Source organism: Streptomyces sp. NPDC028305 (assembly GCF_055569495.1).
In genome coordinates this window covers 1-16,883 of sequence record NZ_JBVHTN010000010.1, presented here as the reverse complement: position 1 = coordinate 16,883, position 16,883 = coordinate 1, and the positions used below count along the sequence as shown (strand labels likewise).

The window sequence follows — 16,883 nt, the reverse complement described above, 5'->3', positions numbered from 1 at the left end:
GGGCCCGCCGCATTTACGGAGCGCTGTGCGGCTGCGGTGTACGGCCGCGCTGTGCGGCCGCGCTGTGCGGCCGTCAGCCGAAGGCCAGGTTGACGATCCAGTAGCTGAGGGCCGCGACACCGGCGGCCGCCGGCATGGTGATGAACCAGCCGAGAATGATGTTCTTCGCGACGCCCCAGCGCACCGCGTTCACCCGCTTGGTGGCGCCGACGCCCATGATCGCCGAGGTGATGACATGGGTCGTCGAGATGGGCGCCTGGAACATGAACGACGCCGTGTACATGACCGAGGCCGCCGTGGTCTCCGCGGCGAAGCCCTGCGGCGGGTCCAGCTCGATGATCCGCCGTCCCAGCGTGCGCATGATGCGCCAGCCGCCCGCGTAGGTTCCGAGCGAGAGCATCGCGGCGCAGGCGATCTTCACCCACACCGGAATCGCGTCGCTCTCGTCCTCCACACCCGCGATGACCAGGGCCATCACCACGACACCCATGGTCTTCTGGGCGTCCTGGAGACCGTGGCCGAGCGCCATGGCAGCCGCCGAGACGGTCTGGGCTATCCGGAAGCCGCGCTTGGCCTTGTGCGGGTTGGCGTCCTTGAAGATCCACAGGATGGCCACCATCACGAAGTAGCCCAGCACCAGACCGACGATCGGTGACAGGAACATCGGGATGACGACCTTCTCCACCACCCCGCTCCAGTGGACGGTGCTGGACCCGGCGAGGGCCGCTCCCACCAGGCCGCCGAACAGGGCGTGTGAGGAGGACGACGGAAGTCCGTAGTACCACGTCACCATGTTCCAGGTGATCGCGCCGATCAGTGCGGCGAACAAGATCATCATGCCTTGGCCGCCGGTGGGGGTGGCGATCAGCCCCTCGCTGACGGTCTTGGCGACCCCGCTGCCCAGGAAGGCGCCCGCGAGGTTCATCACCGCGGCCATCGCGAGCGCCGCCCGCGGGGTCAGCGCCCGGGTCGAGACGGAGGTGGCGATGGCGTTCGCCGAGTCGTGGAAGCCGTTGGTATACGTGAAGAAGAGCGCGACCGCAATGGTCACGACAAGCGCGAAGGTGTCCATGCCGAGGCTCAGGACTCCTTGACGGCGATCGTCTCGACCGTGTTGGCCACGTGCTCGAAGGCGTCAGCCGCCTCCTCCAGCACATCCACGATCTGCTTGAGCTTGAGCACCTCGATGGCGTCGTACTTGCCGTTGAACAAGTGCGCCAGCAGCTTGCGGTGGATCTGGTCCGCCTGGTTCTCGAGGCGGTTCACCTCGATCCAGTACTCCGTGAGGTTCGTCATGGTCCGCAGGTTCGGCATCGCCTCGGCAGTCAGCTCCGCGGCCCGCGCCAACACCTCGATCTGCTGCTCGACCCCCTTCGGCAGCTCGTCTATCTGATAGAGGACGACCAGGTCGACGGCCTCCTCCATGAAGTCCATGATGTCGTCGAGGGAGGACGCGAGGGAGTAGATGTCCTCGCGGTCGAACGGCGTGATGAAGGAGGAGTTCAGCTGGTGGAAGATCGCGTGAGTCGCGTCGTCCCCCGCGTGCTCCGCGGCCCGCATGCGTTCGGCGAGCTCGCTACGAGCGGAGGAGTCCGCCCCGAGCAGTTCCATCAGGAGTTTCGAGCCGGTCACGATGTTGTCCGCGGATGCGGCGAACATGTCGTAGAAGCTCGTCTCCCTGGGGGTCAGACGAAAGCGCACTGGGGATCCTCGGAATGCATCGGGGTCTGTCTCGTTGATGCTAGGTGCATCATCCGGCCACGGTAACCGGCGTTCCCCAGTGTGACCCATAGGGCAGAGTGCTTATCACAGGGACCCGGTCCAACCTGGCAGACCCGGTACCATATACCCAGCTGGGGTATATGGGGACATAGCGCTGACAACGGGAGGACGCCATGACGACCACGGGAGCCGACAGCTCCGCCACCGGCGGCGGCGAGGAGCACGGCCAGGCGTCCGGGCCCGGAGCGGCGACCGCCCTCGCCGAGCAGCACACCGGCCACGGCTACGCGAAGCAGAAGGACCAGCACCTCAAGCGGCTGCGCCGCATCGAGGGCCAGATCCGGGGCCTGCAACGCATGGTCGAGGAGGATGTGTACTGCATCGACATACTCACCCAGGTCTCCGCGAGCACCAAGGCGCTCCAGTCCTTCGCGCTCCAGCTCCTGGAGGAGCACCTGCGCCACTGCGTGGCGGCGGCCGCCGTCCAGGGCGGCGACGAGGTCGACACCAAGGTGGCCGAGGCCACCGCAGCCATCGCCCGCCTGCTGCGGACCTGAGGGCACCCGCCGCTCCCGCACCGGCGGACCACCGCCGCCGGCGCCAGGCCCTGTCTCCCCGATCTCTGTGACGGTGACATCAGCGGCTCCGCCGCGGGGGCCCGCGGCGTCAGGGGGCACCTCCCAGCGGTAGCTGGGAGGGGGCACCGCCCAGCGGTAGCTGGGGGAGCGTGCCAGGCGTCGCGGGCCCGCAGAGATCGGGGGGAGACAGGGCCTAGGGCCGGGCGTCCTCGCCCTCGGCTGGATCTGATCGGTCCGCCGCCACCTGGAGCACCTCGTCGATACGGTCCGGACTGAGCCTGTCCTCATCCGCGCTCGACGCAGCGATCATCAACTCACCGTAGAGATCGATCTCGACGAGGGCCACGGGGTCCGGGCCCGACGAGCCGCGACGCGCAACCACGTGTTTCACCTCCTCCTGCGAGCATCTGCAAGCACTTCCGAGCAGCGGCTTCCCAGCGTAGGGATCGGTACACACTCCGCGCATGGCACGGATGGACCATTTCACGGGGCTGAACGGCATGCGCTGGCTAGGTCTGGGGGGTTACGACCTTTCCTGTGTAGATATCCGATGGTTTGGGCAGCGTGACGGCGGCCGGGGCACCGAAGTCGTACAGCTCGGTGATGGAGGCCACGCCCAGCGTGCGCCGTACGCCCTGGGGGCCGGGGGCGCTCCGCTGCCCGGGGGCGCCCTGGTCGGGTCGGTAGGCGTCGCTTCCGGTTCCGGTTCCGCCTCCGTTTGTGGTTCCGCTTGTCGCGCCGGCACTGGTTCCGGTGTCGGTGCCGGTGCCCCCGTCCTGACCGCCCTGACCGCCCTGGGCGTCCTGGCCGTCCTGGGCGGGCCGGCCGACGACCTCGCTGGTCACCGTGAAGTGGTGCCGCACCTCGCGCAGCCGCCCCTGAAGGTCGAGATACGCGTCGAAGGGCACCGCGTGCTCGGCGAACCCCCGCGCGGCGGCGGCCAACGGGCCCCGCACGCCCGGCGACGCGGCCCGCGCGGCCCGCCCGATGTCCGTCGTCCCGCGGTAGTGCCGCACCACCGTGCCGTCCAGCGCCTCCTCACCCACCAGACTCACGCCCCGCGCACCGCGCAGCAGCTCGGCGGCGGCCAGCGGATCGGTCGCCCCGCCGGTGACCAGGTTCCCGTCCGGGATGCCGGCCGTGTCCACCCGCACCCACTTGTCCGGCGGGATGCCCGCGCCCCGGTTCCGCATGAACAGCGCGCCCGAGGAGAGCAGTTCGGTGATCGGCTCGTGCTCGGCGGCCCCCATCGCGTCCCTCGGCAGCACCAGCCGCAGCCGCCCCATCCGCCTGGCGTAGTCGTAGGCGCCGCTGCCCCTGATCGATACGCGGGTGCCGCCCGTAGCCGTCTCCATCGTCGTACGGACCCGCGAACTGCCCGACCGGATCAGCACATCCGCGGCGCGGTGCAGCGCGGCGGCCGCGTCGGTCTCGGCGCGCGATTCGCCGCCGGGGCGTTCGTCCGCGACCGTCTCGGAGGAACAACCGCTCACGGTCGCCATCAGCCCGGCCAGCAACCCGCCCGCCAAGGCGGCCGCCACGCGCCTCGTCGGGGCACCGCCCGTACGCCGCTGGATTTCCATCGACCGCCGACCCCCTGGCCACGCTCGTCCACGCCTTGGTACTTGTTCGTTTAACGACTCGCCCCGTCGGCCCGTCACGGCCGGGTAGCGTGGTTATGTGCTCGACTCAGGCGACCCAGGTACAGGCGCAGGCCAACACCGCACCACCACCTCGGAGAAGGGCTCCTTCTGTATCGCCCGCTGCTCCTGCGGCTGGTACGGACCCGCCCGCCGTTCGCGGGACAAGGCCCGTACGGACGCGTCCGACCACGCCGCCGAGCTCGCCGCGGAACCCGCGGCCGCGCGCACAGCCGCTCCGCCGCCGCCCCGCAGCGCGCCTTCCGGCCCCGGCATCGCCTCCGAAGCCATCGCTGATGCCGCCGCGGAAGTCACCGTCTCCCGTTCCGCATCCGCCGCCCACGGAACCGGACGCGCCGCCTCGCCCTCTGAGTAGGGGACCGGACCGGCGCGCGCCGCCCGGCCAACTGGTGGGTCAGCAGCGTCAAGTGGGACGGGAGGCCGCCATGAACCGGCGGACACTACTGGCAGCGGGCACGGCACTGGCGACCACGGGGGCCGGGGCCGCCGCGTGCGACAAGAACTCGGGACAGTCGGCGGGCGACGGCGACCCGTCCACCCGCGCCCCCTCCTCCGCCTCCGACGCCCGCTCGTCGTCCGCCTCCGCCTCCGCGTCGGCCTCCGCCGGCGGCTCCGACGGCAAGCCGCGGGCCACCGACTGGACCGCGCTGGGCAAGGGCCTTCAGGGCGACCTGATACGCCCCGGCGACGCCGACTACGCCACCGCCCGTCAGCTCTACAACACCCGCTTCGACCGGCTGCGGCCCGCCGCCGTCGCCTATGTCGCGAACACCTCGGACATCTCCGAGTGCCTGGACTTCGCCCGCCGCCACGGCACTCCGGTCGCCATCCGCAACGGGGGTCACAGCTACGCCGGTTGGTCCAGCGGCGACGGCCGTCTCGTCATCGACGTCTCCGCGCTCAAGTCGATCCGTACCTCCTCCGGCGAGGCCCGGATCGGCGCGGGCGCCAAACTCATCGACGTCTACACCACCCTGGGCGCCTCGGGCGTCACCGTGCCCGGCGGCTCCTGCCCCACCGTGGGCATCTCCGGCCTGACCCTCGGCGGCGGCCACGGCGTGGTCTCCCGGGCGTACGGGCTCACCTCCGACAACCTCACCGGCGCGACCGTCGTCACCGCCGACGGCCGGAGCCTCCAGGTGTCCAAGGACCGCGAGGCCGATCTGTTCTGGGCCCTGCGCGGCGCCGGCAACGGCAACTTCGGCGTCGTCACCGAGCTCCGCTTCCGTACCCACCGGGCCGCCGACGGCGTCACCTGCTACATGAAGTGGCCGTGGGCCAAGGCGGCGACGGTGCTGCGCGCCTGGCAGAAGTGGGGCCCGGAGCAGCCGGACGAGATCTGGTCCGCGCTCCATCTGGAGGCCTCCCCCGGACGCACCCCGACCGTCTCGGTGAGCTGCTTCTCGCTCGGCACCTACGGCGAGCTGCAGAACGCCGTCGACCGGCTCGCCGACGGCCCGGGCGGGCCCGGCCCCGCCTCGACCGTCACGCTGCGCCGCCGCGGCTATGTGGAGGCGATGCGGATGTACGCCGGGTGCGGCGACACCGGCACCGCCCAGTGCCGCCTCCCGGGCGACACCCCGGGCCGCGGCTCCTCCGGCGTACTCCAGCGCGAGACGTACGCGGCCCGCTCCGACTTCTACGCCCGTTCGCTGAGCGAGGCGGGCCTGCGCGCGATGCTCGGCCAGGTGGAGGCCTACGGACGCCGTACGGGCGGCGGGGGCGCGGTCAGCATCGCGCTCACCGCGCTCGGCGGGGCCGTCAACCGCGTCGCGCCCCTGGCCACCGCCTTCGTGCACCGCCGCTCGCGCTTCCTGGCGCAGTACACCGCCTCCTGGGCGGCCGGCGGGGCCGGGACCGCACAGCTCTCCTGGCTCGACGGGGTACACACGGCGATGCGGCGCCACGCGTCGGGGGCGGCGTACCAGAACTACACGGACGCCGCCCTCAAGGACTGGCGCACCGCGTACTACGGCTCGGCGGCGGACCGGCTGACAAAGCTGAAGAAACGTTACGACCCGGACCGGCTGTTCGACTTCCCGCACGCGCTCTGACCGCCGGGGCGCGGGGCCCGGGGCCCAGGCGGTCAGGGCCTGGCGGGTGTGAAGGCCAAAACGCGGCGTGCGCGCCGGGCGCAGGGCCCGGCGCGCACGCCGTGTGTCATGAACCGCTGTGAGCGCCGGGGCGCCGGGGGTCAGGCCGCCAGGTCCTTGCTGCGGCGCTCGCTGCCCGACGTCCGGGCCTCGGAGAACTCCGGAACGTCCTCCTCCGCGGCCTCCCCGGCCTCGGGGGCCGCCCCCGCCCGCACCAGCCAGCCCACCCGCGAGCCCGCGACCGCCGTCGTCAGCGGCGTCAGCAGCATCATCGCCAGCGGCGCCAGCAGCAGCGCGACCGCGGTACCCAGCGCGAACCCGCCGATGACGTCCGTCGGGTAGTGCACGCCCATGTAGACGCGGCAGAACCCCTCGAGCAGCGCGAGGCCGATCGCGGCCACCCCGTACGTCCGGCTGGCCATGAACACGCCCACGGCGATCGCCATGGTCAGCGTCGCGTGGTCGCTGACGAATGAGAAGTCCGTCTTGCCCGCCACCAGGACTTCCAGCCCCTGATGGTCCTTGAAGGGCCTCGGCCGCTCCACGAACTCCCGGATCGGGATGTTGGCGAGCAGCGCGAGACCGGCCGCCAGCGGCGCCCACACCAGCCCGGCGACGGCGGACGGCGCGTCCTGCGGACGCTTGCGCACGCTCCACCACGCGCCGAGCATCACCAGCGCGAGCCCGATGATGATCCCGTACTCGCCGACGAACTCCATGACGCGGTCGAACCAGTGGGGAGCGTCCTTGGCGAGTCCATTGATGTCGTAGAGCAGGCTGACATCAGGGTTCGACCCGTCCAGTGCGAGTCCAGCCATGTGCCGTGGCCCCTTATCTCTTGCCTGTCGCTACATGCGGCTGCCGGCCCCCGTTGGTCAACGCGATCGATGCCGATGTTGTCCGCTGCCGATCCACTTCCAGGAAACGCCCTTATCGAGCGGGGCGTTCCGCTCTCTACCCAACGATCACCAGGACGTTATCGAAGGGTGACCCATCGTCGCAGCTCAGGGCGGAGCCTTTACGCGGAGTTCGCCGTCGGCAACGCTTTTGCGCCATCTTTGGTCACCCGCGTCGCACCGATGTAGTCCGGCGTGTCGATGTTGTCGAACCGGATCACGGCACCAGTGTACGGGGCGTTGATCATCTTCCCGCCGCCCACATAGATCCCCACATGGTGGATGGATCTCGGGTCGTCGAGGTCGTACGCGAAGAAGACCAGGTCACCGGGGAGCAGCTCGTCCCGCTTGGGATGCGGCCCGGCGTTCCACTGATCGTTGGCGACGCGCGGCAGCTCGATCCCGACGGTCTTGTACGCCGCCTTGGTCAGCCCGGAGCAGTCGAACCGCCCGCCGTCCTCCGGCGTGCCGTTGCCGCCCCACAGATACGGCTTCCCGAGCTGCTTCTGCGCGAAGTAGATCGCCGCGGCCGACTGCTGCGAGGGCCGCACCTGCTGGACGGGCGCCGCGAAGCTCTTGGCCAGGGTGGTGATGGTCTTCACATAGTTCTGGGTCTCCCGGTACGGCGGCACGCCGGAGTACTTGATAACGGCGTACGCGCCCGCGTTGTAGGAGGCCAGCATGTTGTGCGTCGGATCGCCCGGGACGTCCTTCACATAGCCCGCGAGCGAGCAGTCGTAGGAGGCCGCCGACGGGATCGCGTCCTGCGGATCCCAGATGTCCTTGTCGCCGTCCTTGTCGCCGTCCACGCCATGGGCGGCCCAGGTGCCCGGGATGAACTGCGCTATCCCCCTGGCGTTCGCCGGGCTCTGCGCCTTCGGGTTCCAGCCACTCTCCTGGTAGAGCTGCGCGGCGAGCAGGGCCGGGTTGATGGCGGGGCACAGATTCCCCCACTTCTGGACCAGCGACTGGTACTCGGCGGGAACGGAGCCCTTGGCCAGCCCGACCGACGTACCGCCCTTACCGCCCGCGAGGTCCGCGGCGACCATGTACGTACCGACGACAAGGAGCGCGACGAACGAGAACGAGACCCCGAGACCGACACTGACGCCCAGCCAGACCTTGCGCACCCGGCCATCCTCCCCCATCGGCGCGTCATACGAACGCGTTTCCGCACGTACGGCGAAAATCCGCCGCCCACCAGCCGAAACCATACGGGCGGGCGGGGCCGTTCGCACCGCATGCCCCGGCCCTCCCCACCCTTGCGCCCCACCCCTGCCCCCGGCAGACGTCTATATGCGGCTCCGCCGCGCGGCCGACCCCGCCCCTCGACCGCCTCCCGTACGGACGCGGAGCGCGTAAAGTCCGGCGCGTCCCAGAGCTCATACCGACCCGTAAGGACCACGCGATGACGCAGCTCGACTGGCAGCGGGCCACGACCCCGGAGGACGGGGAGCAGGAGGCCTACCTGGAGGTGGCCGCGGGCCCCGATGGCCGGATCTACATGCGCGAGAGCAACGATCCGGACAACATCGTGGTGACGACCCAGGCGAAGTGGGAGGCGTTCATCAAGGGGGTCAAGGCCGGCGAGTTCGACGACTTCGCGGAGGAGTGAGGCGAAGGAGCGAGGCGGAGGAGCGGGGCGGACGAGCGAGGCGCGCACGGCGCCGGGCTCGCCGATCCCCGGACCCCGCCGGACCCCGCCGGACCTCACCGCTGATCGTTGCCCAGTGCCCAGGTGCGTGATACACACAGTGACCGGAAAGCCTCGCGTCGACGCTTTTGTACGCCGGTCAGGTCATCGTGGTCCACAACACGTACGAGATCCGCCAAGAAATGCCGCCAAGTCGACATGCGGAAGCGGGATCGTCAGCGAAGATAGAGGCTGGCATGTGCCAACCGACGTTGGCACACAACTACCCATAAGGGGCGGTGAGTTCTTATGTTTCTAGCGGCCGACAAGGGCGACATCAACACCATCATCGGCGGAATCGCCCCAGACTGGGGCCCCTTCGGCGACCTGGGCGGCGAGGCCCGCGTCATGATCGAGGTGGTGATGGCCGTGGCCCTGCTGCTCTGCTTCGGCATCGCCATCTGGGGCGCCGCCAAGCAGCGGATCGGCGCGACCGCGCTGCGCGACACCTTCAGCGCCGAACAGGGCAAGGGTCTGATCGTCGCCGGACTGACCGGTGTGTTCATCATCGGTTCACTGGGCACAGTCTTCACGATCGTGTACGGCATGGCCGTCTAGCGCACCACCCGCTCGCACAGCCGACCCCCCACGCGCGGCGCACACCCCGCCCCCAAGCCTCCGCCCCCGAGCCCCCCACTGGTCCACCTCCCCCACCCGAGGCTGCTTCCTGATGCCCGCTCCGCCCCTTGAGGTCGTGTCAGCTTGATGTCCACTCACACCGCCCCGCCCCGACGTCGGTCCGCGCCGCTACCGTCGTATAGCGGTGGCCGGAGAGCGACCATGGCTGATGCCGCGGCCGGCGCGGCGGGGACCGTGGACACGGTTGTCTCGATTGACACGTTTGAAGGGGCGTACATGCGATGAGTCTGGGCGGCGATGACGGATACGGCGGCGACTACGGCCAGGACCCGATCCGCTCGGGCGGCGCGTCCTCCGGCGGCCACCTGACGCGCACTCGCCTCCCCGAAGGCGACGACGACCCCTTCGGCCCACCCCGCCGAGGCGGCGGCCGCGTCGGCAAGCCCAGCCGGAACCTGGTCACCGTGGTGGGCGTCGTCGTCCTCCTCATCGCCGCCATCGCCTTCGCCAACCGCGGCGGCGGCGGAGACAGCTCCTCGGACAGCGGTTCCGACGACGGCTCAGGCCCCAGCACGAACAGCCGGGCCACCGCCCCGACGGGGGAGCGGCCCGTGGAGGGTAAGGACGGCGTGACGGGGATCGCGTCGGGATTCGCCAAGACGGAGCAGGGGGCGCAGAGCGCGGCGGCGAATTACGCGGTGGCGCTGGGGTCGGGCGACATGCTGAATCGGGACCGCCGCCACGAGATCGTGTCGCAGGCCTTCACTAGCGCGGCGGCAGGGCCGCTCCAGAGCAAGCTCGACAATGCCTACTCGACAGACTTCCTCAAGAAGCTCGGGCTTGACGAAAACGGCAAGGCCGCTGATGGCCTGACCTACGTTTCACGTACCGCCCCTGTCGGCACCAAGATCAGCAAGTACGCGGGGGGCACCGCGACTGTAGCGGTCTGGTGCACAGGAGTGTTCGGCACAGCGGGAGAAGGCTCGACAAACCCAGTCACCAACGACTGGTTCACCATGACTGTCAGGCTGCGCTGGGCAGGCAACGACTGGAAGGCCGAGAGCTACTCCCAACAGAACGGCCCGGCGCCTGTCAACAGCGACCGCACCGCTTCCACGGCCGATGAGATCGCCAAGGCGGTCGAGGAGTACGGAGGGTTCACCTATGCTCGCTAGCCCACACCGCCGTGCTCTCACGGTCGCCGGTGCCCTGGCAGCCGTGCAGACGGCTGCCGTGCTTCTGGCCAGCCGAGCAGCCGCCGCCCCCGACCCATCTCCAAGTCCGTCGGAGAAGGGCAACTGCGACCTCATCGTCGGTCCGAACAAAAGCAACTGCGGCCATGAGCAGACATCGCCCGATCCCTCCGACCCCACCTCCCCCCTCGACCCCGCCGCCTCCCTCGCCCGCGGCTGCGCCAACGCCGCCTCCTGGCTCGTCGGCAAGCTCTCCGACCTCGTCAAGGAGACGGCCACCGTCGACTTCACCAACGAGGCCTTCCTCCGCCAGTACGCCGTCGTCTTCGCCGCCTCCACCGTCCTCACCCTCATCCTCTGGCTGCTCGCCGTCGCCAAGCGCGCCATCCGCGGGGTGCCGCTCGGCGAGGCGCTGTCGGAGGCCATCGGTTTCCTGTGGCTGACGGTCCTGGCCTCCGCCTTCACACCGCTCATCCTCTATACGGTCGTCACGGCGACCGACGCCGTCACCCAGGCCATCGCCTCCGGCACCGGCGCGGACAACGACGCCTTCTTCGGTTCGTTCGCCCAGGCCCTGAAGAAGGACGAGGACATCGGCGGCGGGCCGATCATGCTCATCGTCGTGTCGCTGGTGACCATCCTCGCCGCCGGCGTGCTCTGCCTGGAGCTGGTCATCCGCGCCGCCCTGCTGTACGTCGGCGCGCTGCTGGGCACCGCCGTCTACTCGGGCCTGGTCGACAAGAACATGTGGGGGCATGTGCGCCGCTGGGCCGGGATCATGATCGCCGTGATCCTGGTCAAGCCGGTGGTCGTGATCGTGCTCGCGCTGGCCGGAGCGCTGTCCACGTCCGACAAGGGGCCCGACGCCTTCTCGGCCGTCGTCTCCGGCCTCGCGATCATCATCCTCGCCATCTTCGCGAGCGCGATGATCTACCGCTTCGTCCCCGGCTTCGGCGATGAGATCGTCAAGGCCCGCAGCGCCAGCGCGGACCCGGCCTCCCGCCAGGCCGCCGCCATCATCAGCTCCCCGGCCGCCCTCGTGAAGCAGGGCATCAACACCCACAGCGCCCGCGGAGGCGGCGACGGCGGGGGCGGCGGCGCCGCGGCCCGCCCTGGTCAGACGAAGCCCGCCAACCCGGTCTCCGGCGGCGTCGCCGCGCACAGCTCCCGCGGCGGCCAGGGAGGCGGGGGCGGCGCCGCACGCCCCAGCAGCGGCGGGGGCGGAGGCGGCGGGGCCGCGTCCGCGGCCCGCGCCCAGAACCGCGGTTCCAGCAACAACCCCGGAGGTGACCGGCGGTGACGATCGAGGCCCAGTCTCCCATCGCGCCTCGCCGCACATATCTGATCGGACGCGCCCGCCCCAGCGCGATCGTCGGCAAGAACCGCGAGACCGGCGAAATCGCGTTGATCATCGGGGGCGCGTTCATCGGGATGATGTGCGGGCTGCTGGTCCCGGTGCTGATGCTGCGCATCACCACCCTGGTGGGCTTCCCCACCCTCGCGCTGGCCGCCGTGTACATCCCGTACAACGGCCGCACCTTCTACAAGTGGTTCGAGATCAACCGCTCCTACAAGCGCATTGCGCGCAGCGGCGCCGCCTACCGCTCCGCCGCCGCCGAGGCCGGCACCCGTATCGACGGCCGCGAGGTCGAGGTCGGCCCGCCGCCCGGCATCGGCCGGATCAACTGGCTGGCGGCGCCCTTCGGCCCCGACGAGATCGCGGTGCTCCTGCACGCCGACCGCCGCACCGTCACCGCCGCCATCGAGATCGAGGGCCCGGGCGTCGGGCTGCGGGACAGCGAGGACCAGGAGGCGCTGGTCGACCGGTTCGGCACCCTGCTCAAGCATGTCGCCAACGGCGACGGCTTTGTGACCCGCCTGCAGATGCTGGCCCGCACCCTCCCCGCCGACCCCGACGCGCACGCCAAGGACGTGGAGCGGCGCGGCGACGGAGACGCCCCCAACTGGCTCAAGGACTCCTACGACCAGCTTCAGTCGATGGTCTCCACCTCCTCCGAGCAGCACCGCGCCTATCTGGTCGCCTGCATGCACTACACCCGCGAGCTGGCGGCCGAGGCCCAGGCCATCGCCCGCGCCACCCGCCACAACGGCGGCGGCCGAAAGCTCGACAAGGACGCGGGCCTGGCCGTGGTCATGGCGCGCGAGCTGACCGACATCTGCGCCCGGCTCGCCGAGGCCGACATCCGGGTGCGGCAGCCGCTCGGCCAGGGCCGGCTGGCCTCGCTCATCCACTCCATGTACGACCCGGACCACCCCATCGACCACATCCAGGCCATGACCCAGCGGAACGCCTGGCCGGCCGAGCTGGACGCGATGGAGCCCACCTTCCTCCAGGCCAAGACCCGCGAGTCGAGCACCCGCGAGCCCTGGTGCCACTCCACCGCCTGGGTCAAGGAGTGGCCGATGACCCCGGTCGGGGTCAACTTCCTCGCCCCGCTGCTGGTCCACACCCCCGATGTGATCCGTACGGTCGCGGTCTGCATGGACCTGGAGCCGACCGAGATCGCGATCGAGCGGATGCTGACGGAGAAGACGAACGACGAGGCCGAGGCCAGCCGCGCCGCCAAGATGAACCGCACCGTCGACCCGCGCGACATCGCCGCACACGGCCGGCTCGACCAGCGCGGCGAGGACCTGGCGAGCGGCGCCGCGGGCGTCAATCTCGTCGGCTACATCACCGTCTCCTCCCGCTCCCCCGAAGCCCTCGCCCGCGACAAGCGGACCATCCGGGCCTCGGCGGGCAAGAGCTATCTGAAGCTCGAGTGGTGCGACCGCGAGCACCACCGTGCCTTTGTGAACACACTGCCGTTCGCGACCGGCATCCGGCGATAGAGCGATAGCGCGATAGAGACGACTGGGACGATAGGGGCTCCGCCGTGGCCGATCCGATTGGCGCCATCACCGAGACGTTCACCAGCTTCCTGTTCGGGAAGGTGGAGACGACCCGGCTGCCGGTCCGCACGTCCACGGGGCAGGCGCAGGCCGTCTATCTGCCCACCGCCGCACCGGGCCTGGGCGACTCGGGCGTGATCATCGGGCGCGAGGTGTACTCCGGCAAGGGGTACATCTACGACCCGTTCCAGCTGTACGGACAGCAGCTGCCCGCCCCGCACTGGCTGGTGCTCGGCGAGTCCGGAAACGGCAAGTCGGCCCTGGAGAAGACCTACGTCCTGCGGCAGCTGCGGTTCCGTGACCGCCAGGTCGTGGTCCTCGACGCCCAGGGCGAGGACGGCGTCGGCGAGTGGAACCTGATCGCCCAGGAGCTGGGCATCACCCCCATCCGGCTCGACCCGATGGCCGCCCTGGACGGCGGCATCCGCCTCAACCCCCTGGACCCCTCGATCACCACGACGGGGCAGCTCGCCCTGCTCCGTACGATCATCGAGGTCGCGATGGGCCACGGGCTCGACGAGCGCTCCGGCTTCGCCCTCAAGGTCGCCCACGCCTACGTCAACCAGACCATCGTCGACCGCCAGCCGGTGCTGACCGACATCGTCGAGCAGCTGCGCCACCCCGAGGCGGAGTCGGCGGAGGCGATGAACGTCGACATAGACGACGTACGGGCGTGGGGCCTCGATGTCGCCCTGGTGCTCGACCGGCTCGTCGACGGCGACCTGCGCGGCATGTTCGACGGCCCGACGACGGCGGGCATCGACCTCAGCGCCCCCCTGATCGTCTTCGACCTCTCCCACATCGACCGGAACTCGATCGCCATGCCGATCCTCATGGCGATCGTCGGGGTGTGGCTGGAGCACACCTGGATCCGGCCGGACCGTAAGAAGCGCATCTTCCTGGTCGAAGAGGCCTGGCACATCATCAACTCGCCCTTCGTCGCGCAGCTCTTCCAACGGCTGCTGAAGTTCGGGCGCCGGCTCGGCCTGTCCTTCGTCGCCGTCGTCCACCACCTCTCCGACGTGGTCGACGGCGCGGCGGCGCGGGAGGCCGCGGCGATACTCAAGATGGCGTCGACCCGGACCATCTACGCCCAGAAAGCCGACGAGGCCCGGGCCACCGGCCGGGTGCTCGGCCTGCCCCGCTGGGCGGTCGAGATCATCCCGACCCTCTCGCCCGGCATCGCGGTCTGGGACGTCAACGGCAATGTCCAGGTCGTCAAACACCTGATCACCGAGGCCGAGCGGCCGCTCGTCTACACCGACCGGGCCATGACGGAGGACGGGCTTGCCGTCCAGCTCGCGGCCGACGCGGACGCGGAGGCCGAGGAGCGGGCGGCCACGGCCGTGGAGCGGCAGCTCGCCCAGGAGGCCGCCGAGGCGGACGCGTACGGCGGGCCCTCGTACGGGTCGACGGTGGCCTGACGTGACGACGGGGCGGGTCCACGGAGGGCAGGGCGGCCACGGCGGTGCGGGAGAGCCGGGCAGACCCCCGGCCTCACAGGGCGGCATCCCGGACGGGCTGCTGATCGGCGCCATGGTCTTCGTACTGGGGCTGACGGGGCTGGTGTGGACCGCGACCGGGCTGGCCGGGCTCTTCGCCCACGGCGCCTGGCCGGACAGCGTGCGCTTCCTCCGCACGCCGCAGGCGATGCGCTCCCTGGCCGAGCAGCCCCACAATCTCGCCGCGGCCTGGCCCGACACGCCGAAGGAACAGCTGTCGGGATACGGGCTGTTCTGGGGCCTGTTCATCAGCGAGCTGATGGTGCTGATCGTGCTGACGATCTTCGTCATCGGCACCGCCACGCGCTATCGCGCGGTGCGCGCCAGGCGCCGCGCGGAGCGGCAGGAAGCAGCGGCGGCGAAGCGGGGCACCGGGCGGCGGGGCAGCGCCGACTCTGACGGTCCTGAGGGCAGGCGTGAGGCCGACGGAGGACACGAGTACGTCCCCGGGAACGGCCCGGGACGCGCAGCCGCCGGACCGGGAGGGCCGGGAGGATCGGGGCCGAGGCCGGGGTCCGGGCAGGAGGCCGGGGCCCTCGGGGCGGCGGCGGCCGCGCCGGGCGCACGGCCCGATGGCAACCTCCAGGGGTATCGCGCCGATTCGGCGACCGGCCTGGCGCCCGGCGGTCCCGGATCCGTCGGACAGCAGGCCGGACAGCAGGCCGGCTGGGCGACGAACGGTAAGGAGCCGCGCCCGGCCGCGCCGGTCGCCGGACAGCCCGGGGTCGGACACCCCAGCGCACCCACAGCCCCGTACGGGCCCTGGAACGGCCACGCCGGCAACGGTGACGCGGGCACCGCGGCGCCCCACCACCACATCGCCGAGACGCCCGCCTCATCAGGCACGGCGGCACTCCAGCCGGTGCCCACTCCACGCGGCGGCCCGGGGCTTCCCGGGGCCGAGCCGACGCACTCCCGCGTCCTCTACGGCACACAGCGCGGCGACGCCGCGTCCGAGGCCGTCCTGGAGGCCGACGGCCCGGTCCTGGTCGTCACCAGCGACCCCGCGTTGTGGGCGACGACCAAGGACGCGCGCGCGAAGTTCGGCCCCGCCCATGTCTTCGACCCGTCCCACCTTCTCGACACCCCGGCCCGGCTGCGCTGGAACCCCGCGGCGGGCTGTGAGTCCCGCGATGCCGCGGCCGCCCGCGCCACCGCGCTCCTCGCCCCCGTACGCCCGCTCCACGCCGCGGACAGGCCCATGGCGGAGGCAGCGGAGACCATGCTCCGCTGCTGGCTGCACGCGTCCGCCGTGGACGGCCGCCCGTTCCGCCATGTGCACCGCTGGGCGCAGGGCAACTCGGCGCATGAGCCGGTGCGGATCCTGCGGACGCACGCGAAGGCCGTCGGGGGCTCCGCGGGTGAGCTGGAGGCCATGCTCACCGCACACCCGGAACGCCGCGACATGGCCCAGGAGCTGACGGCCCGTGCGCTGGCGGCGCTGTCCTCGATCCACATCAGGGACGCCTGCAACCCCGGCCGGTCCGACTCCCTCGCTTTGGAGTCATTCATCGGCGAAGGGGGAACGCTGTATGTGATGGGCGAGTCCATCGAGGACCCACGGACCCATCCGGGTGCGATGCCCCTGTTGACCGCACTCGCCTCACACGTGGTCGAGCACGGCCGGCGCATGGCCGAACGGTCATCCTCCGGTCGGCTCGACCCACCACTCACCCTCGTCCTGGACGATGTCGCGGCCGTGGCACCCCTGCCCCAACTGCCGGACCTGCTGACCCAGGGCGCGTCGCAGGGCCTGCCCACGCTGGCGCTGATGCGCTCCCAGGAGCAGGCCCGCGCACGGTGGCCCCACCGCACCCTGGTGGGCTGAACCACAACGCGGACGACTGCTGGGGGATGTTCCGAGCGTGGCATGTCAGTCCCAGCCCAGCTCAGGATGATCTGCGAAGAAACCAAAAAAGCCTCGGTCCCGAGTATCTTCCGATACTCGGGACCGAGGCTAAAAATTGTTCGGCGGCGTCCTACTCTCCCACAGGGTCCCCCCTGCAGTACCATCGGCGCTGAAAGGCTTAGCTTCCGGGTTCGGAATGTAACC

16 protein-coding genes and 1 rRNA gene are annotated in these 16,883 nt (G+C 70.8%); 10 read left to right on the top strand and 7 right to left on the bottom strand.

The window, feature by feature from the left end; all coding sequences use genetic code 11:
• Positions 1 to 73: 73 nt before the first annotated feature.
• Both ACZ4WQ_RS37600 and ACZ4WQ_RS37595 read right to left on the bottom strand, forming a co-directional pair.
• Positions 74 to 1,072 carry an inorganic phosphate transporter gene (locus ACZ4WQ_RS37600; RefSeq protein ID WP_311724606.1) on the bottom strand — a complete coding sequence of 333 codons (999 nt, stop codon included), beginning with the start codon at positions 1,070 to 1,072 and terminating at the stop codon, positions 74 to 76.
• Positions 1,073 to 1,080: 8 nt separating this feature from the next.
• A complete protein-coding gene (locus tag ACZ4WQ_RS37595) occupies positions 1,081 to 1,701 on the bottom strand; it encodes a DUF47 domain-containing protein (RefSeq protein WP_311724607.1) in 621 nt (206 codons plus the stop codon).
• A gap of 194 nt (positions 1,702 to 1,895) precedes the next feature.
• Here ACZ4WQ_RS37595 and ACZ4WQ_RS37590 point away from each other — a divergent pair, with 194 nt between their 5' ends.
• On the top strand, positions 1,896 to 2,279 hold the full coding sequence (locus ACZ4WQ_RS37590) for a metal-sensitive transcriptional regulator (RefSeq protein WP_311724608.1): 384 nt from the start codon (positions 1,896 to 1,898) through the stop codon (positions 2,277 to 2,279).
• Between the two features lie 214 nt (positions 2,280 to 2,493).
• Here ACZ4WQ_RS37590 and ACZ4WQ_RS37585 read toward each other — a convergent pair whose 3' ends face one another.
• Both ACZ4WQ_RS37585 and ACZ4WQ_RS37580 read right to left on the bottom strand, forming a co-directional pair.
• Positions 2,494 to 2,682, bottom strand: a complete 189-nt coding sequence (locus ACZ4WQ_RS37585; protein ID WP_311724609.1) for a hypothetical protein — start codon at positions 2,680 to 2,682, stop codon at positions 2,494 to 2,496.
• Between the two features lie 127 nt (positions 2,683 to 2,809).
• Entirely contained in the window at positions 2,810 to 3,883 is a 1,074-nt protein-coding gene (locus tag ACZ4WQ_RS37580; protein ID WP_398377612.1) for an SCO4651 family lipoprotein, read from the bottom strand.
• A 97-nt stretch (positions 3,884 to 3,980) separates the two neighbouring features.
• Between ACZ4WQ_RS37580 and ACZ4WQ_RS37575 the strand changes: the two genes are divergently transcribed.
• Together ACZ4WQ_RS37575 and ACZ4WQ_RS37570 are read left to right on the top strand one after the other, a co-directional pair.
• Entirely contained in the window at positions 3,981 to 4,316 is a 336-nt protein-coding gene (locus ACZ4WQ_RS37575) for a hypothetical protein (RefSeq protein WP_398377678.1), read from the top strand.
• A 70-nt stretch (positions 4,317 to 4,386) separates the two neighbouring features.
• Positions 4,387 to 6,015: an FAD-binding oxidoreductase gene (locus tag ACZ4WQ_RS37570; RefSeq protein WP_385347079.1), complete on the top strand. Its 1,629-nt coding sequence runs from the start codon at positions 4,387 to 4,389 to the stop codon at positions 6,013 to 6,015.
• 140 nt (positions 6,016 to 6,155) lie between these two features.
• Here the strand turns inward: ACZ4WQ_RS37570 and ACZ4WQ_RS37565 are convergent, their stop codons facing one another.
• Positions 6,156 to 6,872 carry a phosphatase PAP2 family protein gene (locus ACZ4WQ_RS37565; RefSeq protein WP_358849406.1) on the bottom strand — a complete coding sequence of 239 codons (717 nt, stop codon included), beginning with the start codon at positions 6,870 to 6,872 and terminating at the stop codon, positions 6,156 to 6,158.
• Between the two features lie 200 nt (positions 6,873 to 7,072).
• A complete protein-coding gene (locus ACZ4WQ_RS37560) occupies positions 7,073 to 8,098 on the bottom strand; it encodes a C40 family peptidase (protein WP_311724612.1) in 1,026 nt (341 codons plus the stop codon).
• 260 nt (positions 8,099 to 8,358) lie between these two features.
• Here ACZ4WQ_RS37560 and ACZ4WQ_RS37555 point away from each other — a divergent pair, with 260 nt between their 5' ends.
• The 7 genes from ACZ4WQ_RS37555 (at position 8,359) to ACZ4WQ_RS37525 (ending at position 16,658) form a co-directional block, all read left to right on the top strand.
• On the top strand, positions 8,359 to 8,565 hold the full coding sequence (locus ACZ4WQ_RS37555) for a DUF397 domain-containing protein (RefSeq protein ID WP_014177694.1): 207 nt from the start codon (positions 8,359 to 8,361) through the stop codon (positions 8,563 to 8,565).
• Positions 8,566 to 8,892: 327 nt separating this feature from the next.
• The gene (locus tag ACZ4WQ_RS37550) at positions 8,893 to 9,201 is read left to right on the top strand and encodes a hypothetical protein (RefSeq protein WP_311724613.1); all 309 of its coding nucleotides are present in this window, start codon (positions 8,893 to 8,895) and stop codon (positions 9,199 to 9,201) included.
• Positions 9,202 to 9,503: 302 nt separating this feature from the next.
• Positions 9,504 to 10,397, top strand: a complete 894-nt coding sequence (locus tag ACZ4WQ_RS37545) for a DUF8175 domain-containg protein (RefSeq protein WP_398377801.1) — start codon at positions 9,504 to 9,506, stop codon at positions 10,395 to 10,397.
• Complete coding sequence (locus tag ACZ4WQ_RS37540) at positions 10,387 to 11,715, top strand: hypothetical protein (RefSeq protein WP_398377799.1); 1,329 nt, start codon at positions 10,387 to 10,389, stop codon at positions 11,713 to 11,715. Before ACZ4WQ_RS37545 ends, ACZ4WQ_RS37540 begins: the two co-directional genes overlap by 11 nt.
• A gap of 2 nt (positions 11,716 to 11,717) precedes the next feature.
• Complete coding sequence (locus ACZ4WQ_RS37535; protein ID WP_311724647.1) at positions 11,718 to 13,268, top strand: SCO6880 family protein; 1,551 nt, start codon at positions 11,718 to 11,720, stop codon at positions 13,266 to 13,268.
• Positions 13,269 to 13,312: 44 nt separating this feature from the next.
• Positions 13,313 to 14,752: an ATP-binding protein gene (locus tag ACZ4WQ_RS37530; protein WP_311724616.1), complete on the top strand. Its 1,440-nt coding sequence runs from the start codon at positions 13,313 to 13,315 to the stop codon at positions 14,750 to 14,752.
• Positions 14,753 to 14,864: 112 nt separating this feature from the next.
• Positions 14,865 to 16,658: a hypothetical protein gene (locus tag ACZ4WQ_RS37525; RefSeq protein ID WP_398377804.1), complete on the top strand. Its 1,794-nt coding sequence runs from the start codon at positions 14,865 to 14,867 to the stop codon at positions 16,656 to 16,658.
• A 138-nt stretch (positions 16,659 to 16,796) separates the two neighbouring features.
• Here the strand turns inward: ACZ4WQ_RS37525 and rrf are convergent.
• Positions 16,797 to 16,883, bottom strand: a 5S ribosomal RNA gene (gene rrf / locus ACZ4WQ_RS37520); the annotation flags it as partial.

Coding starts and splice junctions, on each gene's coding strand:
- ACZ4WQ_RS37550 (WP_311724613.1), top strand. CDS start 8,893: ATGTTTCTAGCGGCCGACAAGGGCGACATCAACACCATCATCGGCGGA.
- ACZ4WQ_RS37565 (WP_358849406.1), bottom strand. CDS start 6,872: ATGGCTGGACTCGCACTGGACGGGTCGAACCCTGATGTCAGCCTGCTC.
- ACZ4WQ_RS37580 (WP_398377612.1), bottom strand. CDS start 3,883: ATGGAAATCCAGCGGCGTACGGGCGGTGCCCCGACGAGGCGCGTGGCG.
- ACZ4WQ_RS37600 (WP_311724606.1), bottom strand. CDS start 1,072: ATGGACACCTTCGCGCTTGTCGTGACCATTGCGGTCGCGCTCTTCTTC.
- ACZ4WQ_RS37540 (WP_398377799.1), top strand. CDS start 10,387: ATGCTCGCTAGCCCACACCGCCGTGCTCTCACGGTCGCCGGTGCCCTG.
- ACZ4WQ_RS37560 (WP_311724612.1), bottom strand. CDS start 8,098: ATGGGGGAGGATGGCCGGGTGCGCAAGGTCTGGCTGGGCGTCAGTGTC.
- ACZ4WQ_RS37545 (WP_398377801.1), top strand. CDS start 9,504: ATGAGTCTGGGCGGCGATGACGGATACGGCGGCGACTACGGCCAGGAC.
- ACZ4WQ_RS37525 (WP_398377804.1), top strand. CDS start 14,865: ATGGTCTTCGTACTGGGGCTGACGGGGCTGGTGTGGACCGCGACCGGG.
- ACZ4WQ_RS37590 (WP_311724608.1), top strand. CDS start 1,896: ATGACGACCACGGGAGCCGACAGCTCCGCCACCGGCGGCGGCGAGGAG.
- ACZ4WQ_RS37570 (WP_385347079.1), top strand. CDS start 4,387: ATGAACCGGCGGACACTACTGGCAGCGGGCACGGCACTGGCGACCACG.
- ACZ4WQ_RS37555 (WP_014177694.1), top strand. CDS start 8,359: ATGACGCAGCTCGACTGGCAGCGGGCCACGACCCCGGAGGACGGGGAG.